The 17,744-nt window shown below is 70.2% G+C and carries 19 protein-coding genes; 6 read left to right on the top strand and 13 right to left on the bottom strand.

Annotated features, from left to right (window positions below; translation table 11 throughout):
* The first annotated feature begins 84 nt into the window (after positions 1–84).
* The 3 genes from ACT3CF_RS13960 (at position 85) to ACT3CF_RS13950 (ending at position 3,210) form a co-directional block, all read left to right on the top strand.
* Positions 85–972 (top strand): outer membrane protein assembly factor BamD, encoded by an 888-nt coding sequence (locus ACT3CF_RS13960; protein WP_478423732.1) that lies wholly within the window; start codon positions 85–87, stop codon positions 970–972.
* A gap of 54 nt (positions 973–1,026) precedes the next feature.
* Positions 1,027–2,691 (top strand): DNA repair protein RecN, encoded by a 1,665-nt coding sequence (gene recN / locus ACT3CF_RS13955; RefSeq protein ID WP_478423730.1) that lies wholly within the window; start codon positions 1,027–1,029, stop codon positions 2,689–2,691.
* Between the two features lie 156 nt (positions 2,692–2,847).
* Positions 2,848–3,210 (top strand): hypothetical protein, encoded by a 363-nt coding sequence (locus ACT3CF_RS13950; protein ID WP_478423728.1) that lies wholly within the window; start codon positions 2,848–2,850, stop codon positions 3,208–3,210.
* A 62-nt stretch (positions 3,211–3,272) separates the two neighbouring features.
* On the opposite strand, the gene ACT3CF_RS13945 is transcribed toward ACT3CF_RS13950, so the two are convergent.
* On the bottom strand, positions 3,273–4,298 hold the full coding sequence (locus ACT3CF_RS13945; RefSeq protein ID WP_478423727.1) for a cell wall hydrolase: 1,026 nt from the start codon (positions 4,296–4,298) through the stop codon (positions 3,273–3,275).
* 173 nt (positions 4,299–4,471) lie between these two features.
* Positions 4,472–5,608, bottom strand: a complete 1,137-nt coding sequence (tgt, locus tag ACT3CF_RS13940; RefSeq protein WP_478423726.1) for a tRNA guanosine(34) transglycosylase Tgt — start codon at positions 5,606–5,608, stop codon at positions 4,472–4,474.
* Between the two features lie 98 nt (positions 5,609–5,706).
* Between tgt and ACT3CF_RS13935 the strand changes: the two genes are divergently transcribed.
* Both ACT3CF_RS13935 and ACT3CF_RS13930 read left to right on the top strand, forming a co-directional pair.
* Entirely contained in the window at positions 5,707–6,336 is a 630-nt protein-coding gene (locus ACT3CF_RS13935; RefSeq protein ID WP_478423725.1) for a cupin domain-containing protein, read from the top strand.
* A gap of 10 nt (positions 6,337–6,346) precedes the next feature.
* On the top strand, positions 6,347–6,526 hold the full coding sequence (locus ACT3CF_RS13930) for a hypothetical protein (protein WP_478423723.1): 180 nt from the start codon (positions 6,347–6,349) through the stop codon (positions 6,524–6,526).
* Positions 6,527–6,538: 12 nt separating this feature from the next.
* Here ACT3CF_RS13930 and ACT3CF_RS13925 read toward each other — a convergent pair whose 3' ends face one another.
* The 8 genes from ACT3CF_RS13925 to ACT3CF_RS13890 form a co-directional block, all read right to left on the bottom strand.
* Positions 6,539–7,219, bottom strand: coding sequence for an HAD hydrolase-like protein (locus ACT3CF_RS13925; protein ID WP_478423721.1), 681 nt, complete (start codon positions 7,217–7,219; stop codon positions 6,539–6,541).
* Entirely contained in the window at positions 7,212–8,231 is a 1,020-nt protein-coding gene (locus ACT3CF_RS13920; RefSeq protein WP_478423719.1) for a cation diffusion facilitator family transporter, read from the bottom strand. Before ACT3CF_RS13920 ends, ACT3CF_RS13925 begins: the two co-directional genes overlap by 8 nt.
* A 16-nt stretch (positions 8,232–8,247) precedes the next feature.
* Positions 8,248–8,769: an EF-hand domain-containing protein gene (locus ACT3CF_RS13915; protein WP_478423717.1), complete on the bottom strand. Its 522-nt coding sequence runs from the start codon at positions 8,767–8,769 to the stop codon at positions 8,248–8,250.
* Between the two features lie 40 nt (positions 8,770–8,809).
* Positions 8,810–9,835 (bottom strand): tRNA preQ1(34) S-adenosylmethionine ribosyltransferase-isomerase QueA, encoded by a 1,026-nt coding sequence (gene queA / locus ACT3CF_RS13910; RefSeq protein ID WP_478423716.1) that lies wholly within the window; start codon positions 9,833–9,835, stop codon positions 8,810–8,812.
* Between the two features lie 13 nt (positions 9,836–9,848).
* Positions 9,849–10,544 (bottom strand): peptidylprolyl isomerase, encoded by a 696-nt coding sequence (locus tag ACT3CF_RS13905; RefSeq protein ID WP_478423714.1) that lies wholly within the window; start codon positions 10,542–10,544, stop codon positions 9,849–9,851.
* Positions 10,545–10,648: 104 nt separating this feature from the next.
* Positions 10,649–11,155 carry a pantetheine-phosphate adenylyltransferase gene (gene coaD, locus ACT3CF_RS13900; RefSeq protein ID WP_478423713.1) on the bottom strand — a complete coding sequence of 169 codons (507 nt, stop codon included), beginning with the start codon at positions 11,153–11,155 and terminating at the stop codon, positions 10,649–10,651.
* A 46-nt stretch (positions 11,156–11,201) separates the two neighbouring features.
* Positions 11,202–12,113 carry a polyprenyl synthetase family protein gene (locus tag ACT3CF_RS13895; protein WP_478423711.1) on the bottom strand — a complete coding sequence of 304 codons (912 nt, stop codon included), beginning with the start codon at positions 12,111–12,113 and terminating at the stop codon, positions 11,202–11,204.
* A gap of 4 nt (positions 12,114–12,117) precedes the next feature.
* Positions 12,118–12,363: an exodeoxyribonuclease VII small subunit gene (locus ACT3CF_RS13890; RefSeq protein WP_478423709.1), complete on the bottom strand. Its 246-nt coding sequence runs from the start codon at positions 12,361–12,363 to the stop codon at positions 12,118–12,120.
* Between the two features lie 87 nt (positions 12,364–12,450).
* Here ACT3CF_RS13890 and ACT3CF_RS13885 point away from each other — a divergent pair, with 87 nt between their 5' ends.
* Entirely contained in the window at positions 12,451–13,848 is a 1,398-nt protein-coding gene (locus tag ACT3CF_RS13885; protein WP_478423708.1) for an NAD-dependent succinate-semialdehyde dehydrogenase, read from the top strand.
* A 67-nt stretch (positions 13,849–13,915) separates the two neighbouring features.
* Here ACT3CF_RS13885 and ACT3CF_RS13880 read toward each other — a convergent pair whose 3' ends face one another.
* From ACT3CF_RS13880 to ACT3CF_RS13870, 3 genes are all read right to left on the bottom strand, one after another.
* Positions 13,916–15,613, bottom strand: coding sequence for an AMP-binding protein (locus ACT3CF_RS13880; RefSeq protein WP_478423707.1), 1,698 nt, complete (start codon positions 15,611–15,613; stop codon positions 13,916–13,918).
* Between the two features lie 31 nt (positions 15,614–15,644).
* Complete coding sequence (locus tag ACT3CF_RS13875) at positions 15,645–15,821, bottom strand: hypothetical protein (RefSeq protein WP_478423705.1); 177 nt, start codon at positions 15,819–15,821, stop codon at positions 15,645–15,647.
* Between the two features lie 112 nt (positions 15,822–15,933).
* Positions 15,934–17,616, bottom strand: a complete 1,683-nt coding sequence (locus ACT3CF_RS13870) for a GGDEF domain-containing protein (protein ID WP_478423704.1) — start codon at positions 17,614–17,616, stop codon at positions 15,934–15,936.
* Positions 17,617–17,744 lie beyond the last annotated feature (128 nt).

Below are 17,744 nucleotides of genomic sequence, written 5' to 3'. Positions count from 1 at the left end.
CGACTTGGCGCGTCGGACGCTCCGCCGCAATCCCGCCCCGAAAAGGATTGTTTGCGGCCATCGCCCTCGGCTAAGACCCGCGCCATGCGTAACCGCCCTGCACGCCTTTTCGCGCTCGCCCTTGTCCCGATGCTTGCCTTCACGGTCGCCGGTTGCGCCAAGCGCACCGGACCGAAAGACCTGCCCTATGTGGCCCGCGACGTCGGCACGCTCTACAGCGCGGCGAAGCAGCGGCTCGACCAGCACCAGTACAAGCTGGCGGCGGCGCTGTTCGACGAAGTCGAGCGCCAGCACCCCTATTCGGTCTGGGCGCGTCGCGCGCAGCTGATGGGCGCGTTTTCCTATTATCTGAATCGTGACTACACCGAATCGATCGCGTCGGCGCAGCGCTTCCTGTCGGTTCACCCCGGCAACCGCGACGCGCCCTATGCCTATTACCTGATCGGCCTGTGCTATTACGAGCAGATCTCGGACGTCACGCGCGACCAGAAGATCACGCAGCAGGCGCTCGATTCGCTGGGCGAGCTGGCGCGCCGTTATCCCAACACGCGCTATGCCGCCGATGCGCGGCTGAAGATCGACCTGGTGCGCGACCACCTGGCGGGCAAGGACATGGAGATCGGCCGCTTCTATGAGAAGCGCGGCCAGTGGCTTGCCGCCGCGTCGCGGTTCCGCACCGTCGTCGACAAGTACCAGACGACGACGCACGTCCCCGAGGCGCTGATGCGGCTGACCGAGACCTATCTGTCGCTCGGCATGCCGGGCGAGGCGCAGAAGGCCGCGGCGGTGCTGGGCGCCAACTATCCGGGCACCGACTGGTACAAGCATGCCTATGAGCTGATGCAGGCGAATCAGGGGCTGGTCGCGAAGGTGCCGGGCGTTGCGGGCGTCACCCCCGCCGCCGCGCCTGCCGCTGCCGTGCCGGCCGCCGGCGAAACCGCGCCGGCCCCGGCGCCCGCCAAGGCGGGCTGAACCCGCGCGGCGGGCTCTTCCGTTCTTGCTCCGTTCCTGTAATAGGGCAAGGCCATGCTGACCGCTCTGTCCATCCGCGACGTCGTGCTGATCGAGGCGCTCGACCTCGAATTCGGTAACGGGCTTGGCGTGCTGACCGGCGAGACCGGCGCGGGCAAGTCGATCCTGCTCGATTCGCTGGGGCTGACGCTGGGCGCGCGCGGCGATTCGGGGCTGGTCCGGCAGGGCGCGGCGCAGGCAGTGGTGACGGCGAGCTTCGATCCGCCCGCGCCCGACGGCGGCGTCGCCAACCTGATGGCGCAGAACGGGCTGACGCTCGATCCCGGCGAGCCGCTGATGATCCGGCGCATCGTCAAGGCCGACGGCGGCAGCCGCGCTTTCGTCAACGACCAGCCCGCATCGGCGGGGCTGCTGCGCGAACTGGCACCGCACCTGGTCGAGATCCATGGCCAGCACGACGATCGCGGGCTGCTCAATCCGCGCGGCCACCGCGCGCTGCTCGACGCATTCGGGCGGCTCGACCATGGCGGCGTGGCGCAGGCGCACCGGGCGATGCGCGACGCCGAGGGTGCGCTGGCGGTGGCGCGCGCCGAACAGGATCTGGCCGAGCGCGATCGCGAATGGCTGGAACATGCCGTCGCCGAGCTGCGCAAGCTCGACCCGCAGCCGGGCGAGGAGGCGCAGCTTGCCGAACGGCGCGCGGCGATGCAGCGCGGCGAACGCATCGCGGGCGAATTGCAGGGGATTGCCGACCTGCTCGAAGGCTCCGACGGCGGGTTGAGCCAGCTTCGCCAGGCGGCGCGCATCCTGGGACGGATCGCCGACGACCATCCCGCGCTGGGCGAGGCGCTGGCGGCGATCGACCGGGCGCTGATCGAGGGAGAGGCCGCGCAAGGCCGGATCGACGAGGCCGCCGACGCGCTGGCATTCGATCCTGCCGCGCTCGAGGCCGACGAGGCGCGGCTGTTCGAACTGCGCGGGCTGGCGCGCAAGCATCGCGTCCAGCCAGACGACCTGCCCGCGCTGCTCGAGGAACTGGCTGGGCGACTGGCGCGGGTGGAGAGCGGCGGGGCGGGAATCGCCGCGCTGGAACGCGCGCTGGCGCAGGCCGAGGCGGCGTATCGCGCGGCGGCCGAGGCATTGTCGGCGGCGCGCATCGCCGCGGCGGCGCGGCTCGATGCGGCCGTGGCGGGCGAGCTGAAGCCGCTCAAACTCGACGCGGCGCGCTTCCGCACCGTCGTCGAGCCGCTCGATCCCGGCCAGTGGACCGCGGCGGGGATGGACCGGGTGGAGTTCGAGGTTTCGACCAACCCCGGCGCACCGTTCGCGCCGCTGATGAAGATCGCGTCGGGCGGCGAATTGTCGCGCTTCATCCTCGCGCTCAAGGTGTCGCTGGCCGAGGAAGGCGGCGCACGGACGCTGATCTTCGACGAGATCGACCGCGGCGTCGGCGGCGCGGTGGCGAGCGCGATCGGCGAGCGGCTCGCGCGGCTGGCGGGGCACGCGCAGCTGCTGGTGGTGACGCACAGTCCGCAGGTGGCGGCGCGCGGCAGCCAGCATCTGCTGATCGCCAAGAGCCATGACGGCACCGTCACGCGCACCGGCGTCACGCCGCTGTCGCCCGCCGAGCGGCGCGAGGAGATCGCGCGGATGCTGTCGGGCGCCGAAATCACGCCCGAGGCGCGCGCGCAGGCCGAACGGCTGCTCGCCGCCGACTGAGCGCGGGCGCGGGACACCGAAGCTGAACGAAGCGCGCGCAGTTGCGACAATCGGTGACAGTTTCGCGCCGTCCGTGGGACAGCCGCGCGACAGATGCGTTTCATACCTCCCTGCATGGCCGGTGCGCCGGCCGCGAATTTGCCAGAGGAGAGACCGATGAAGTTCCTTGCCCCCATCGCCGCCGCGATCGCGCTTGCCGCCACCGGCGCCCCCGCCGTCGCCAGCGCCGCGACATTCGCGCCGGCACCGGCGTTTCAGCGCGGCTGGGAAAACATCAATGCGCGGCAGGCGCGGCTGGAGGCGCGGATCGACCGCGGCGTCCGTTCGGGCGCGCTGTCGCACCGCGAGGCGGTGCAGCTGCGCAGCGATTTCCGCCGCCTCGAACGGCTGGAGGCGCAGTATCGCCGGTCGGGCGGCGGCTTGTCGATGAGCGAACGCCGCGACCTCGACCGCCGTTTCGACGCGCTGTCGGCGCGGATCCGGTTCGAGAAGCACGACCGCAACGGCCATCGCCGCTGATCGCGCGACCAAGCCGAACGCATTCGGCCCCGCCTGACCGGTTCAGGCGGGGCCGTTTGCCGTCAGCGGATCGGCTTGCCGCTGTCCTTCCACCGATCGAGGATCTGCGAATCGGGGGTGACGGGTGCGGCATAGGCGGGCTGGATCTGGCCGCTGTCGCCATAGCCGGGCTGAACCGCGTCGCGCGCAGGAGCCGGAACCGGCGCCGGTGACGCGGCCACGGCGGCGGCGGGATGCGGCGACGCCGGTGCGGTCCACGGGGCGACCGATGCGGCCTGTGCGGCCGCCACGATCAGCGCGGGCGATTCGGGCGCGGCGTGCGGGCCGGGCGCAGGTTCGCCGCCGCGATAGGGCTGGCTGAACGCGGCAGGCGTGCCCCACCAGCCCTGCCAGCGGTGGAAGAAGTGCGCGCCGAACACGCCGGTCATCACCAGGCTGCGGTTCCAGGCGGGTGTGACGGCATAGGTGTGGTAATGCGTCGCCAGCCCGACGGGGGCGAAGACGCTGCCCGAAAGCGCGGCGTCGGCGACGCGCCACGCGCGCAGCCACGCGGCGCGTGCGGGCGCGCGCGCCATCGCGCCGTCGCAGGCGAAGCTGAACTGGCAACCGCGCCGTTCCGAGCCCTGATAGACGACGCCGCATATCGTCGCCGGAAAGGCGGGATGGCGGACGCGGTTGAGGATCACCTGCGCCACCGCGCGCTGGCCGTCGTCGGGTTCGGTCGCGGCCTCGTAATAGATCGCGCTCGTCAGGCACTGGAGCGCGCGGGCGCGGTCGGCCGTGCTGCCGCGAAACACGAAGGGGAGGGCGGGGTGCACCGTGCCGTCGCTCGCCAAATCGTGCGGCACGGGCAGGTCGGGCAGCGTCGCGGTGCCGGTGCTGCCGCGCGCGGCGGCGGCATTGTCGTCGACCGCGGTGAAATAGGCGGCGCCGGGGAAATGATCGTCGGCCTCATAGCCGGTGCGCGGCGCGTCGGCGCGCGCGACGGCAGGCGCCGGGCCGAGCGCGTGTGCGGAAAAGCCGGCGCCGATCAGCGACGCGACCAGCGCCGCCGCGACGCCGCGTGCCTCGATCCGCCACCGTGCCACCCTGCCTGTCGCTCCTGCCGCCGCGACGGACCCGAGCGTCCGTCGCGCGCGGCTATAGCCCAGATCGACCGCCGCGGCGCGGGGCGATTCGGCACCGTCCCGCGGCGGAACAGAAGATGGTTAAGCCAACGTCCCGCTTACCATGTCGCGACCGCCGGTGCGGCCGGCGCCGATCAGCCCGCCGCCTTGTCGCCGTGATAGCGGCGGCGGAAATCATCGGCGAAGGCGGTGAGGCGCCCGTCGCCGATCGCGGCGCGCAGATCGGCCATCAACTGCTGATAGAACCACAGATTGTGCTCGGTCATCAGCATCGCGCCCAGGATCTCGCCCGCGCGGACGAGATGATGGAGATAGGCGCGGCTCCACTGGCGGCACACCGGACAGCCGCATTCGGGATCGAGCGGCCCCTGATCCTCGGCAAACTTCGCGTTGCGGATATTGATCGGCCCGGTGCGCGTGAATGCCTGGCCCGTGCGCCCCGAACGGGTGGGCAGCACGCAATCGAACATGTCGATGCCGCGTTCGACCGCGCCGACGATATCGTCGGGCTTGCCGACGCCCATCAGGTAGCGCGGCTTGCTCGCGTCGAGCTGGCCCGGGGCATAGTCGAGCACGCCGAACATCGCCTCCTGGCCTTCGCCCACCGCGAGGCCGCCGACCGCATAGCCGTCGAAGCCGATGTCCTTCAGCGCGTCGGCCGACGCCTTGCGCAGCCCCTCGTCGAGCGCGCCCTGCTGGATGCCGAACAGCGCGGCGCGTTCGGCATGCGCGCCGCCCGCGTCGAAGCCCTGGCGCGAACGCCGCGCCCAGCGCATCGATCGCTCCATCGCGCGCGCCTGAACCTCGCGGGTCGAGGTGGTGGGGACGAGTTCGTCGAATGCCATGACGATGTCCGAGCCGAGCAGCCGCTGGATTTCCATCGAGCGTTCGGGGCTGAGCAGATGGCGCGAACCGTCGAGATGCGACTTGAACGCCACGCCCTCTTCGGAGCGCTTGGTGAGATCGGACAGGCTCATCACCTGATAGCCGCCCGAATCGGTGAGGATCGGCCGGTCCCAGCCCATGAAGCGGTGCAGCCCGCCCAGCCGGTCGACGCGCTCGGCGGTGGGGCGCAGCATGAGGTGATAGGTATTGCCGAGCAGGATGTCGGCGCCCGCGGCGCGCACGTCCTGCGGCTTCATCGCCTTGACCGTGGCGGCGGTGCCGACGGGCATGAAGGCGGGGGTGCGGATCTCGCCGCGCTGCATCGCGATCGTGCCGAGGCGCGCCTTGCCGTCGGTGGCGTGGATGGTGAACTGAAAACGGGGCATGGACAGCCCTTGCCGCGTTCGTGCGGCGAAGTCGAGTGGAGCAAGGGCCGTGCGCCCGGCGGCGGGCCGGGCGGCGCGGGCGGAAAGGGGAGAGGCGGATGGCAGACGATGCGGCGCTGCGCGCGCTGGCCGCGCATCGCGGGCTGAAGCTGGTCAAGTCGCGGCGGCGCAGGCCCGGCGGCGATTACGGGCGGTACGGGCTGCGCGACGCGGCGGGCGCGGCGGTGTTCGGGATCGCGGCGGATGGGACGCTGACGGCCGATGCGGCCGCAATCGCCGACTGGCTCCACGCGGCGGCAGTCGCAAGCTGGGGCGAATCGGCGGGCGGAACGGGGAAGGCGCGGCGTCGGTCGCGGCCGCCGCGCGCCGCGGCCGCGCCGGTCGTCCCGCCGCCGCCGCCGCCACCGCCGCCCGTCGCCAACCTGTTCGCGGCCTTGCCGCCTGCGCGCGACGCCGAGGCGTTCGAGGCGTTGCTCGAACGGCCGGGGGTGCGGATCGAGCGCATCGTGTCGCACGGCCAGGCGACGCCCGCCGACGCGCCGATGGTGCAGGCGCAGGATGAATGGGTGGTGCTGCTCGCCGGCGCGGCGGGGCTGCGGATCGAGGGCATGGCGGCGGTGACGCTGCGCCCGGGTGACCACCTGTTCATCCCGCGCGGGCAGAAACACTGGGTGACATGGACCGCAAGCGATCGCCCGAGTGTTTGGCTGGCAGTGCATCTGGAATGAGGAACCGCCGATGACGCAGCGATCCGCGACGCCGCAACCGACCAATCCCGGCGACGAGGCCGCGCCGGGAACGCCGGGAACGGGCGAGAATCTGTGCCCCCGTTGCGGCGGCAGCGGCCGAATCGACCAGCACGACTGCCCCGATTGCGGCGGCACCGGCCGGGTGATCGAGGGGATCGGCGGCGCCTGACGCCGCGCGGGGTCAGGGCGCCTCGCCGCGCCCCGCGTCCGGGCGATGCGCCGCGACATAGTCGAGAATGTCGTGCGGCGTCGCGAACAGCGCATCGGGGCCGAGCGCACGCAGCACCTCTGCGCTGGCATAGCCCCACAGTACCGATCCGGCGCGCAGCCCGACTTCGCGCGCGGCGTCGATGTCGCGCGTCTCGTCGCCGATCGCGAGCGTGTGTTCGGGCGCGACGCCCAGCCGCCGGAGTACGCGGCGGAACTTGGGCGCCTTGCCGAACAGCGACGAACCACAACAGAACAGCTCGATCCGCGCGCTGTGCGCCGGGCCGAGGATCGCGCGCGCGTTCGCCTCCGAATTGGACGAGACGAGCGCGATGCGGACGCCCATCGCCGCCAGCCGCTCGAGCAGGTCGGGCGTGCCGGGAAACAGTTCGATCCGGTGCGCCTCGCGCGCGACACGGCGGCGCAGATGGCGGGCGATCAGCGGCAGCTTCCACCGCGCGATGCCCAGATGCGCGATCACCTCGCGGCTCGACCGGTGGCGCAGATGCTCGACCTCGTCGGGCGCGATCGTGCGGAAGCGATAGCGGCGCGCGAGATCGTCGACGACCGAAAGAAACCAGTCGCCACTGTCGGACAGCGTCCCGTCAAAGTCGAAAATGACCAGCCGGACGGGCGCTGCCGACGGCTCAGGCATGGCGATGGCCGTGCATTCGGCATTCGGCGCCGTCGCCGAGTTCGATCTGTACGGTGCTGTGCTCGATGTTGAAATCATGCGCCAGCCGGTGCTGGAGCGCGTCGAGAAAGGCGTCGCCCGGGTGCCCGGCGGGCATCACCAGATGCGCGGTGAGCGCCGCTTCGGTCGTGCTCATCGACCAGATGTGCAGATCGTGGACGCGCGACACGCCGGGCAGCGCGGTGAGCGCGGTCCGCACCGCATCGGCGTCGATCCCCGGCGGCACCGCCTGGAGCGCCATTGCGGTCGAATCGCGCATCAGCCCCCAACTGCTCCACAGGATCACCGCGACGATCACCAGGCTGATCGCCGGGTCGAGCCAGCGGGCGCCGGTGACGAGGATCAGCCCCGCCGCGACCACGACCCCGGCCGAGACCGCCGCATCGGCGGCCATGTGCAGGAATGCGCCGCGGATGTTGACGTCGCCCTTGCGCCCGCGTGCGAAGAGCAGTGCGGTGCCGAGATTGATGACGATGCCGATCGCCGCGACGATCATCACCGGCACGCCGGCGACCGCGGGCGGATCGGCAAGGCGCTGAACCGCCTCCCACGCGATCGCGCCGACTGCGACGAGCAGCAGCAGCGCGTTGGCGAGTGCCGCGAGGATCGAGCTGCCGCCGAGGCCATAGGTGAAGCGCTTGGGCGCCGGGCGCCGCGCGAGCTCGACGCCCGCCCATGCGATCAGCAGGCCGAGGACGTCGGACAGGTTGTGCCCGGCATCGGCGAGCAGCGCGACCGAGCCGGTGATGAAGCCCGCCGCGCCCTCGACCAGAACGAATCCGAGGTTGAGTGCGGTGCCGATGGCAAAGGCGCGGCCGAAATCGGCGGGCGCATGGCTGTGCCCCAGCCCATGGGCATGGCCGTGATCGTGCGAATGGCCATGACCGGCGCCAGCATGGCTGTGCGGCGCGGCGTGATCGTGCGCGGGATCGTGGCCATGCGCGTCATTATGGGGCGGGGCGGGAGGCGTCATGCGCGGCGGGTTCCCGTCAATGACCGCGACGGCCGTCGCGGCCGCGGCCGCGGCCGGGCATTCCCGGCATCTGCGGCTGGATCGTCAACAGTTCGGCGCGCGTCACCGTTCCGTCCTTGTCGGCATCGAAGCGGACGAAATAGGCCTCGAACCGATCCTTGAGCTCGGCGAGCGTGATGCGGTTGTCGCCGTCGCGATCGACCTCGAACGGGCTGGGGACGGTGTTGCGGTCGCCCAGATAGCGTTCGGACCAGTCCGAGAAGCCGATATAGCCCATCGCCCCGGTCCGGCGCGGGTCGAACCGTTCGAAGCTGCGTTCGATGCACGCAGACAGTTCGGCGCGGGTGACGTGCGCGTCGCCGTCGGCGTCGCAGCCGGCGATGAACAACGCCGCCGGTTCGGCGCCACGGATCGGCGGCATCCCCGGCTTGCCGCCCGGCCCCGGCGGCACCGCGACGATCGCGCGGGTGCCCGGTTGGTCCTGTGCCGCGGCGGGCAGCGGGGCGATCAGCAGGGCAAGGATCGGCAGCACGCGCATCGGACGAATCTCCTTGGTTGCGAATGTGTCGCAACGCGGATCAGGGAAGCAAGAGCGACGCGTCCCCATAGGAATAGAAGCGATAATGATTTTCAATCGCATGGGAATAGGCCGCCTGCATGCGGTCGATACCCATCAGCGCTGACACGAGCATGAACAGCGTCGATCGCGGGAGATGGAAGTTGGTGACGAGCCCGTCGATCCCCTTGAAGCGATAACCGGGGGTGATGAAGATCGCGGTATCGCCTTCGAACGGACGAATGACGCGATCGTCGCCCGCGGCGCTTTCGATCAGGCGCAGGCTGGTGGTGCCGACCGCGATGATGCGTCCGCCCGCCGCGCGGACGGCGTTGAGCCGGTCGGCGGTCGCGGCGTCGATGCGGCCCCATTCGGCGTGCATCCGGTGATCGTCGGTATCGTCGGCCTTGACCGGCAGGAAGGTGCCCGCGCCGACATGGAGCGTCAGCGTCGCATGGCCGATGCCCGCCGCGGCGAGCGCGTCGAGCAGATCCGGCGTGAAGTGGAGCGCGGCGGTGGGCGCCGCCACCGCGCCGGGCTCACGCGCGAACATCGTCTGATAATCCTGCGCGTCGCGCGCGTCGGTGGGCCGTTTCGAGGCGATATAGGGCGGCAACGGCATCCGGCCGCAGCGTTCGAGAAGCAGTTCGACGGGCTCGTCGCCCGCGAAATCGAGCGCAAAGCTGCCGTCCTCGGCACGGTCGTGCGCGACCGCCGTGACGCCTTCGCCGAAATCGATCACGTCGCCGTCGTGCAGCCGCTTGGCGTTGCGGATGAAGGCGCGCCAGCGGCGCAACCCCTCGCGCTTGTGCAGCGTCGCGCCGATCCGCGCCTCGCCGCGCATGCCCTCGAGCTGCGCGGGGATGACGCGCGTGTCGTTGAACACGAGCAGGTCGCCGGGGCGCAGCTGCGTCGGCAGGTCGCGCACGACGGCGTCGCGCATCGCCGCGCGCTCGACCACCAGCAGTCGCGCCGAATCGCGCGGCACCGCGGGGCGCAGCGCGATCCGGTCGTTGGGCAGGTCGAAATCGAAAAGGTCGACGTTCACGGGCGGGCAGCCATTATTGCGGCAGCACGGCCTTGGTCTCGCCCGCCGGCAGCGCGGGGACGTTCACCGGCGCGGGCTGATAGGGCGGGGGGTTGTCCGCCAGGATATAGGCGTGGATGATCCGGGTCGGACGCGCGGGCGGTTCGCCGCGTTCGATCTTGTCGACCCACTGCATGCCGTCGATCACGCGGCCGAACACGGTATAGTCGTGGTCGAAGCCCAGATGCGCGCCGAACATGATGAAGAACTGGCTGTTCGCGCTGTTCGGATCGGTCGCGCGTGCCGCCGAAACCGCGCCGCGCACATGCGGCAGGTTGCTGAACTCGGCGGGCAGGTTCGGCAGGTCCGACGCCCCGGTGCCGGTGCCGGTGGGATCGCCGCCCTGCGCCATGTTCTCGGGCGCGTCGTTGACGCGGTGGAAGATCGTGTTGTCGTAGAATTTGCGGCGCGTCAGCACCTTGATCCGCTCGACCATCTTCGGCGCGACGTCGGGGCGAAGCCGGACGAGCACGCGGCCGCCGGTGGACAGGTCGAGCACCCAGGTATTGTCGGGATCGGCGCCGACATTGACGGGGACCACCGCCTCCTTGGCAGCCTCGACGCCGCGCAGCACCTGGACCTCGGGCTTGGCGGCGGGGCCTTTTTGCGCCGCGGCGGGCGCAGCGGAGAAGATGGCGGCCAGAGCGGCCAGCGCGGCAACGAAACGCATCAACGTCCCCAATCGGAATGGCTTGTTGGGCAGGGGTCTAGAGCAATCGCCGCGCCGCGGAAAGGGTCGGCGCGCAGCCTTTCGGGCGGCGCGGCCGGCGGCGTTCAGCTCCCCTTGCGCCCGATCTGCGCGACGCGCGCGATCATGTCGGCCTCGACCGCGGGGGAGACGAACTTGCGGATCGGCCCGCCATAGAGGGCGATTTCCTTGACCAGCCGGCTGGCGATCGGCTGGAGCGAGACGTCGGCCATCAGGAAGACCGTTTCGATCCGGTCGTTGATCTGCTGGTTCATCCCTGCCATTTGATATTCATACTCAAAATCAGCGACGGCACGCAGCCCGCGGACGATCACGCTCGCGCCTTCACGCTGCGCGAAGTCCATCAGCAGCGAATCGAAGCTGACGACGTGGATCTCGCCCGAAATGCCCGCGACCTCGCGCTGGACCATCGCCATGCGCTCCTCGATCGAGAACATCGGCGACTTGGACGGATTGGTCGTCACGCCGATCACCAGCCGGTCGACCAGCTTCGCGCCGCGGCGGATGATGTCCATATGGCCGCGCGTGATCGGGTCGAAGGTGCCGGGATAGACGCCGGTGCGAAGGGTCATGGCCAGTCTCTCGTCGCGCCTGGGGGAGGCAGGATGGGGTGGGGCGTCAGCGATCGCGTTCGAGCACGAAGCGCGCGATGTCGCGCAACAGCTCGGCCTCGGCGCCATAGGGGTGGAGGTGCGCGACCGCCTGATCGACGAGCAGCCGCGCCTGGTCGCGTGCGCGTTCGAGGCCGAGCAGCGTCAGGAAGGTTTCCTTGCCGCGCGCGCCGTCCTTGCGGAGCTTCTTGCCCGCCAGCGCCTCGTCGCCTTCGGCATCGAGGATGTCGTCGGCGATCTGGAAGGCGAGCCCGATATCGCGCGCATAGCCGCGCAGGCCCGTGCGCCCTTCAGGCGCGACACGGCCCAGGATTGCGCCCGATTCGACCGCGCAGCTGATGAGTGCGCCGGTCTTGAGCGCCTGAAGCCGGGTGACGGTGGCAAGGTCGAAGCTCGACCGTTCGGCCTCGAGGTCCATCATCTGCCCGCCGGCCATGCCCGCGGGGCCGGAGGCATGGGCCAGCGCGCCGATCAGCTCGACGCGCACGAACGGGTCGGGATGCGTCGCCTCGTCGGCGAGAATCTCGAACGCGAGCGCGTGCAGGCAGTCGCCGGCCAGGATCGCCGTCGCCTCGTCGAACGCCTTGTGCACGGTCGGCTTGCCGCGGCGGATGTCGTCGTCGTCCATCGCGGGCAGGTCGTCATGCACCAGCGAATAGACATGGATGCACTCGAGCGCGGTCGCGACGCGCGCCGCGCAGCCGCGGTCGACGCCGAAGAGCTGCGCGGTGGCAAAGACGAGCAGCGGGCGCAGCCGCTTGCCGCCGCCGATCGCGGCGTGGCGCATCGCGCGGTAGAGCGCGGCGCGCGGATCGCCGGGAACCGCGAGCAGGCGGTCGAACTGGCGGTCGATCTCTTCGGAGACCTGCTGGAGCGCCGATCGGAGCGTCAGGCTGGCATCGGGCACGGTGGCGGCCATCGGTTCAGCCGGCGTTGAAGGGAACGGCCGCGGTCGGCCGCCCCTCCGCGTCGGTGCGGATCGCCTCGATCCGTGCCTGTGCCTCGTCGAGCCGCGCGGCGCATTGCCGGCGCAGCCGGTCGCCGCGTTCGTAAAGCTCGATCGCCTCCTTGAGCTCGGCCTCGCCGCTCTCCAGTCGACCAACGATCCGTTCCAGTTCGCGAAGCGCTTCCTCGAAGGACAGCGCGGCGATATCCGCTTCCTCTGCCATGGCTGCTGCTATGCGGCAGGCGAGGTTCGCTTTGCAACCGTCGTCGCCGCAATCGGTTGGAAGCCCGGGCGAAAGGAGTCTTTCTGCATGTTCACCAGCATCAATCCCGCCACCGGCGAGTCGGGCGAATCGTTCGCCGCCTTCGACGCCGACGCCATCGAACGCGCGCTCGACGCCGCGACCACGGGCTATCGGCAGTGGCGCACGTCGCCGATCGAACGGCGGACCGCGCTGCTCGACGCGATCGCCGACCAGTGGGAGGCCAACAAGCGCCGCCTTGCCGAGACCGCGGTGCGCGAAATGGGCAAGACGATCACCGGCGCGATCGGCGAGGTGGAAAAGTGCATTGCCGGCTGGCGCTATTATGCGCGTGAGGGCGCGCGGCATCTGGCGCCGGTGGAGATCGCGACCGCGAGCGGCCATGCCGTCGCGCACTGGCTGCCGATCGGGCCGGTGCTGGCGGTGATGCCGTGGAACTTCCCGTACTGGCAGGTCGTGCGCTTTCTGGCGCCGACGATCCTTGCGGGCAATGTCGGCCTGCTCAAGCACGCGTCGAGCGTGCAGGGCTGCGCCGCGCTGATCGAGGAGCTGACGACGGCCGCGGGCGCGCCCGCCGGGCTGTTCCAGAACCTGCCGATCAAGTCGGACCAGGTCGCCGCGATCATCGCCGACCGCCGTGTCGTCGCGGTCACGCTGACCGGCAGCGAGGGGGCGGGCGCCAAGGTCGCGCAGGCGGCGGGGCAGGCGCTCAAGAAAGTCGTGCTCGAACTCGGCGGTTCGGATCCGTTCATCGTCATGCCTTCGGCCGATCTGGACCGGGCGGTGAAGACGGCAGTGACCGCGCGCGTCCAGAATGCCGGCCAGAGCTGTATCTGCGGCAAGCGGATGATCGTCCATGCCGACATCTATGACGCGTTCCTCGAACGCTTCGTCGCCGGCATGGCCGCGGTGAAGATCGGCGACCCGATGGACGCGGCGACGGGGATGGGCCCGCTGTCGAGCGTCGCGCAGCGCGACGCCGTGCTCGACCAGGTGATGCGCGCCAAGGCCGCCGGCGGCCGGCTGCTCGTCGGCGGCGAGAAGATCGACCGGCCGGGGGCGTGGATGACGCCGGGCGTGCTCGTCGACCTCGATCCCACGCTCGACGTCGCGCGCGAGGAGATTTTCGGCCCGGTGGCCGCGGTCTATCGCGCCGCCGATATCGATGCCGCGATCGCGCTGGCGAACGACGTCCCCTATGGCCTGGGGGCGAGCGTGTGGACCGCCGACAGCGCCGAGGTCGCGCGTTTTGCCCGCGACATCGAATCGGGGATGATGGCGGTCAACAGCCTGCTCGCCTCGACGCCGGAGGCGCCGTTCGGCGGCATCAAGCTTTCGGGCCATGGCCGCGAACTCGGCCCCTGGGGGCTGCACGAGTTCATGAACCTCAAATCGGTGATGTACGCCGACAAGGCGGGCGTCACGGGGCCGCGCGCGGGCGACTGAACCGCAACGAAAAAGGGGGAGCGCGCCGCTGCCGACGCGCTCCCCCCGGCATTGCGACCGGCGTGGATCAGGACGCCGCGCGGGCTTCCTTCTCTGCCTTGACCTCGTTGATCAGGTCCTTGCGGCTCAGCTTGCCGATCATCGTCTTGGGCAGCGCATCGCGCACGACCAGTTCGGTCACGCGCTCATGCTTGCCGACGCGGCTGTTGAGCCACATGCACAGCTCCGGCCCCTCGACATGCGAGCCCTCGTTGAGCGTGACATAGGCGTGCGGCAGCTCGCCATGATAGGCGTCGGGAAGGCCGATCACGAGCGCTTCCTTCACCGCCGGGTGCGAATAGAGCACCGATTCGATGTGGCTGGGGAACACCTTGAACCCGCCGACGGCGATCATGTCCTTCAGCCGGTCGACGATGCGGATATAGCCGTCCTCGTCGATCTCGCCGACATCGCCCGTGCGCAGCCAGCGGCCGTCGACGAACACGCCGGCATCGGCATCGGGGCGGTTCCAGTAGCCGCGCATGATCTGCGGCCCCGAAACGACGATCTCGCCCGGTTCGCCCGGCGGCGGCGGGCGGGTGGGGTCTTCCTTGTCGACCAGCCGCACGCTCGTCGCCGCGATCGGCTGGCCGATCGTGCCCGACTTGTTGAGCCCGACATAGGGATTGGCGGAGACCACGCCCGAGGTTTCGGACAGGCCATAGCCCTCGATCACCGTCGCGCCGGTGATGCGCTCGAACGCTTGCTTGAGCTGTTCGGGCAGCGGCGCGCCGCCCGAGATGCAGAAGCGCAGGCTGGAAAAGTCGGCGGCCTTCATCCCCGGCACGTCGAGCAGTGCCTGGTACATCGTCGGCACGCCGGGCAGCGCGCGCGGGCGGGTGCGGCGCATCGCCTCGATCGTCTGGGCGGCGTTGAAGCGCGGCAGCATCACGATCTCGCCGCCGGTGACGACGGTGCGGTTGAGGACGCAGGTATTCGCAAAGACGTGGAAGAAGGGCAGCACGCCCAGGATACGGTCGACCGTGTGGCCCATGTCGGGGTCGAGCCGCGCGACCTGCCGGGCATTGGCCGACAGGTTCTGGTGCGTCAGCATGGCGCCCTTGGGCGTGCCGGTGGTGCCGCCGGTATACTGGATCAGCGCAAGGTCGTTTTCGGGATCGATCGTGGGAACGGGGAAGCGGCCGTCATTGGCGATCAGCCTGGAAAAGGCGGTGATGCGCGCATCGTCGGGGCGCGGCGCGACTTCGTTGCGGCGGAACAGGCGATAGGCGATCGACTTGGCGGCGGGCAGCGCCCCCGCGACCGATCCGACGACGAGCCGTTCGAGGCCGCTGCGCTCGAGCACCTTGATCGCGGTGGGCAGCAACGCCGTGGCCGACACGGTGAAGAGCAGCCGGGTGCCCGAATCGGCGACCTGCGCCGCCAGTTCGTCGACGCTGTACAGCGGCGAGAAGTTCACCACCGTCGCGCCCAGTTTCAGGATGCCGTAATAGGCCGCGACATAATGGGGGACGTTGGGCAGGAACAGCCCGATCCGGTCTCCCTTGCCATAGCCCATGCGGGCAAGGCCGGCGGCGACGCGGTTGGCGCCGTCGAGCACCTCCGCATAATCGTATTTCCGGCCCATGAAATCGAGGAACGGCGCGGCCGGGTTGGCCTTCGCGCTCGCCTCCAGAAGATCGACCATCGAGGTGGGGGTGAAATCCTCATCCCAATTGCCCGGATGTCGATACGCTGTGCGCCAAATATGCTCAGGGTCAATCATTGACACAGGTGTAAGCAGCCCGGCGAAGGCGTCAATAGGCGAGGCGTCTGGCCCCCGTGACGAGCAGCGACACCGCAACCATGCCCAGGTCGATGGCGGCATCGACCTGGGGGCCGGCAACGTCGCCATGACGTACCGTAATCCGGATTTCGGCGTGGGGCGGACCGGCGATCACCGCCGCGACGAGCAGCAGCGCGAGGCCAGCCAATATGGTCCTGCGTCGACGGCCCTGCATATCCTCTCCTCCGCCGCGCACGATACGCCCGATGGCGAATCGGGGCAAGCGAATCGCATGGGCGGGGCGTGGTTCGGGCGACGGTTCAGGCAGCGTGTCGCGTCGCCGTCCGCGCCCGGTCGCGCCCGGCGGCCTTCGCCTCGAACAGCGCGGCGTCGGCGCCGCGATACAGTTGTTTCCAGTCGACCTCGTTCGCCAGCGGGCCGTTGCATACGCCGACGCTGGCGGTCACCATCATGTCGAACGGCATCCGCGTCGCGCGCAGCCGGGCAAGGATGTCCTCCGCCTCGAAACTGCTGTCGGCGGCGACGAGGATCGCGAATTCCTCGCCCCCCATGCGCGCGACCAGCGCCTCGAGCGGCGCGCAGGTGCGCAGCAGCCGCGAAAAGGTGCGCAGCACCTCGTCGCCGCCGTCATGGCCCAGCGTTTCGTTGACCTGCTTGAAATGGTCGAGATCGGCGATCAGCAGTCGCTGCTCGCCGGTGCGCCCGATCGCGTGGCGCAGGAACGCGCGGCGGTTGAGCAGCCCGGTGAGCGGATCGGTGTCGGCCAGCCGGCGCGCCATCACCTCGCTCGCGATCGCGTCGTCGCGTTCGTCGCGCAGCACCTTGATGCGATAGGCGACCGCGAGCGCCGAGGTCAGCGCTTCGAACACGCCCGACAGCACCGTCGAATTGTCGATCCAGAACGCCCAGCCGATGCCGTGCAGATTGGCGACGATGCGCACCGCCGCGAACGCCAGCGGTGCGCTCCACGCCAGCGCGAACAGCCACAGGAAATGCGAACGCCGCGTCCAGGCATGCCACAGCGTGGGCAACACGGTCGCCAGCAGCCCGATGAACGCCATCGAATAGAGCAGGTCGGCCCAGCGCAGGTTGAGCGACCCGAACAGCGCGACGGCCAGCCCCGCCGTCGGCGCCGCCATCGCCATGTACAGCATCGTCCGGTCGAGCCAGCGCGGAAAGACGCGATCTTCGAAGAAGCTGCGGATGAACAGCGCCCCGGTGCCGCCGACGCCTGCGAGGAAAAGATAATTGAGCCGCAGCCGGTCGTTGTTCGGCATCATCGGCCACAGCCAGGCGACCGCGCCCGACGATGACAGGATATAGGCGAGCAGCAGCCCCAGCAGCGCGCAGTAATGAAGCTGGAACGGGTGGCGCATCGCGCACCACAGCGCGAAGCTGTAGACGATCAGCGCGATGCACAGCCCCGCGGACCCGGCATAGAGCGTCATCATCATCAGGTTGGCGTGCGCGCTTTCCGCCTCGCCGAGTACCCGCGCACCGACCAGGATGCCGCGCACATTGGCCGCGCCGCGAATATGCCACAGCACGCGCACCGTCGGTGCGGGGCCGATCGGCAGCGTCAGCTCGGCGAGCGCGCCCGGCTGGATCAGCGGGGTGATCCCGCGCGAATCGCTGCCGAACAGCGTGTGGACGCGACCGTCGCCGGTCAGCGCGCGCACCGTCAGCCCCTCCTGCCACAGGCTGCCGAACCGCAGTGCCAGCGGATCGGCCTCGCTCGCCGTCCGGCCGATGTCGCGACTGATGACCCAATAGTCGCCGGTGCCGAAACGATGCTGCGGCGTCGTGCAGTCGAAGCGTTCGGGATGGCGGATGAGCGTGTCGGGGGTCTGCCCCGTGTCGCGCAACACGCATACGCCGAGCGGTGTGCCGGCGATCCCCGACTGGGCGTGCGCCGGAGCCTGGGCCGCCACGGCCAGGGTGAACCAAAACAGGATGAGCCGGAATAGCCAGACGCCGCGCATGGCCGAAACGCCTAAAGGGCGGGGGCAAACAAGCGGTAAAGAAAGCGATTTGGTTGCGCACCTGCAACGACATCGCGGGGCCGGTCGCGAAACGCGACGGGCCCGGAGTCGCCTCCGGGCCCGTGCGG

This window comes from Sphingomonas chlorellae (genome assembly GCF_056485145.1).
This window is presented reverse-complemented; position numbering and strand designations above follow the sequence as displayed.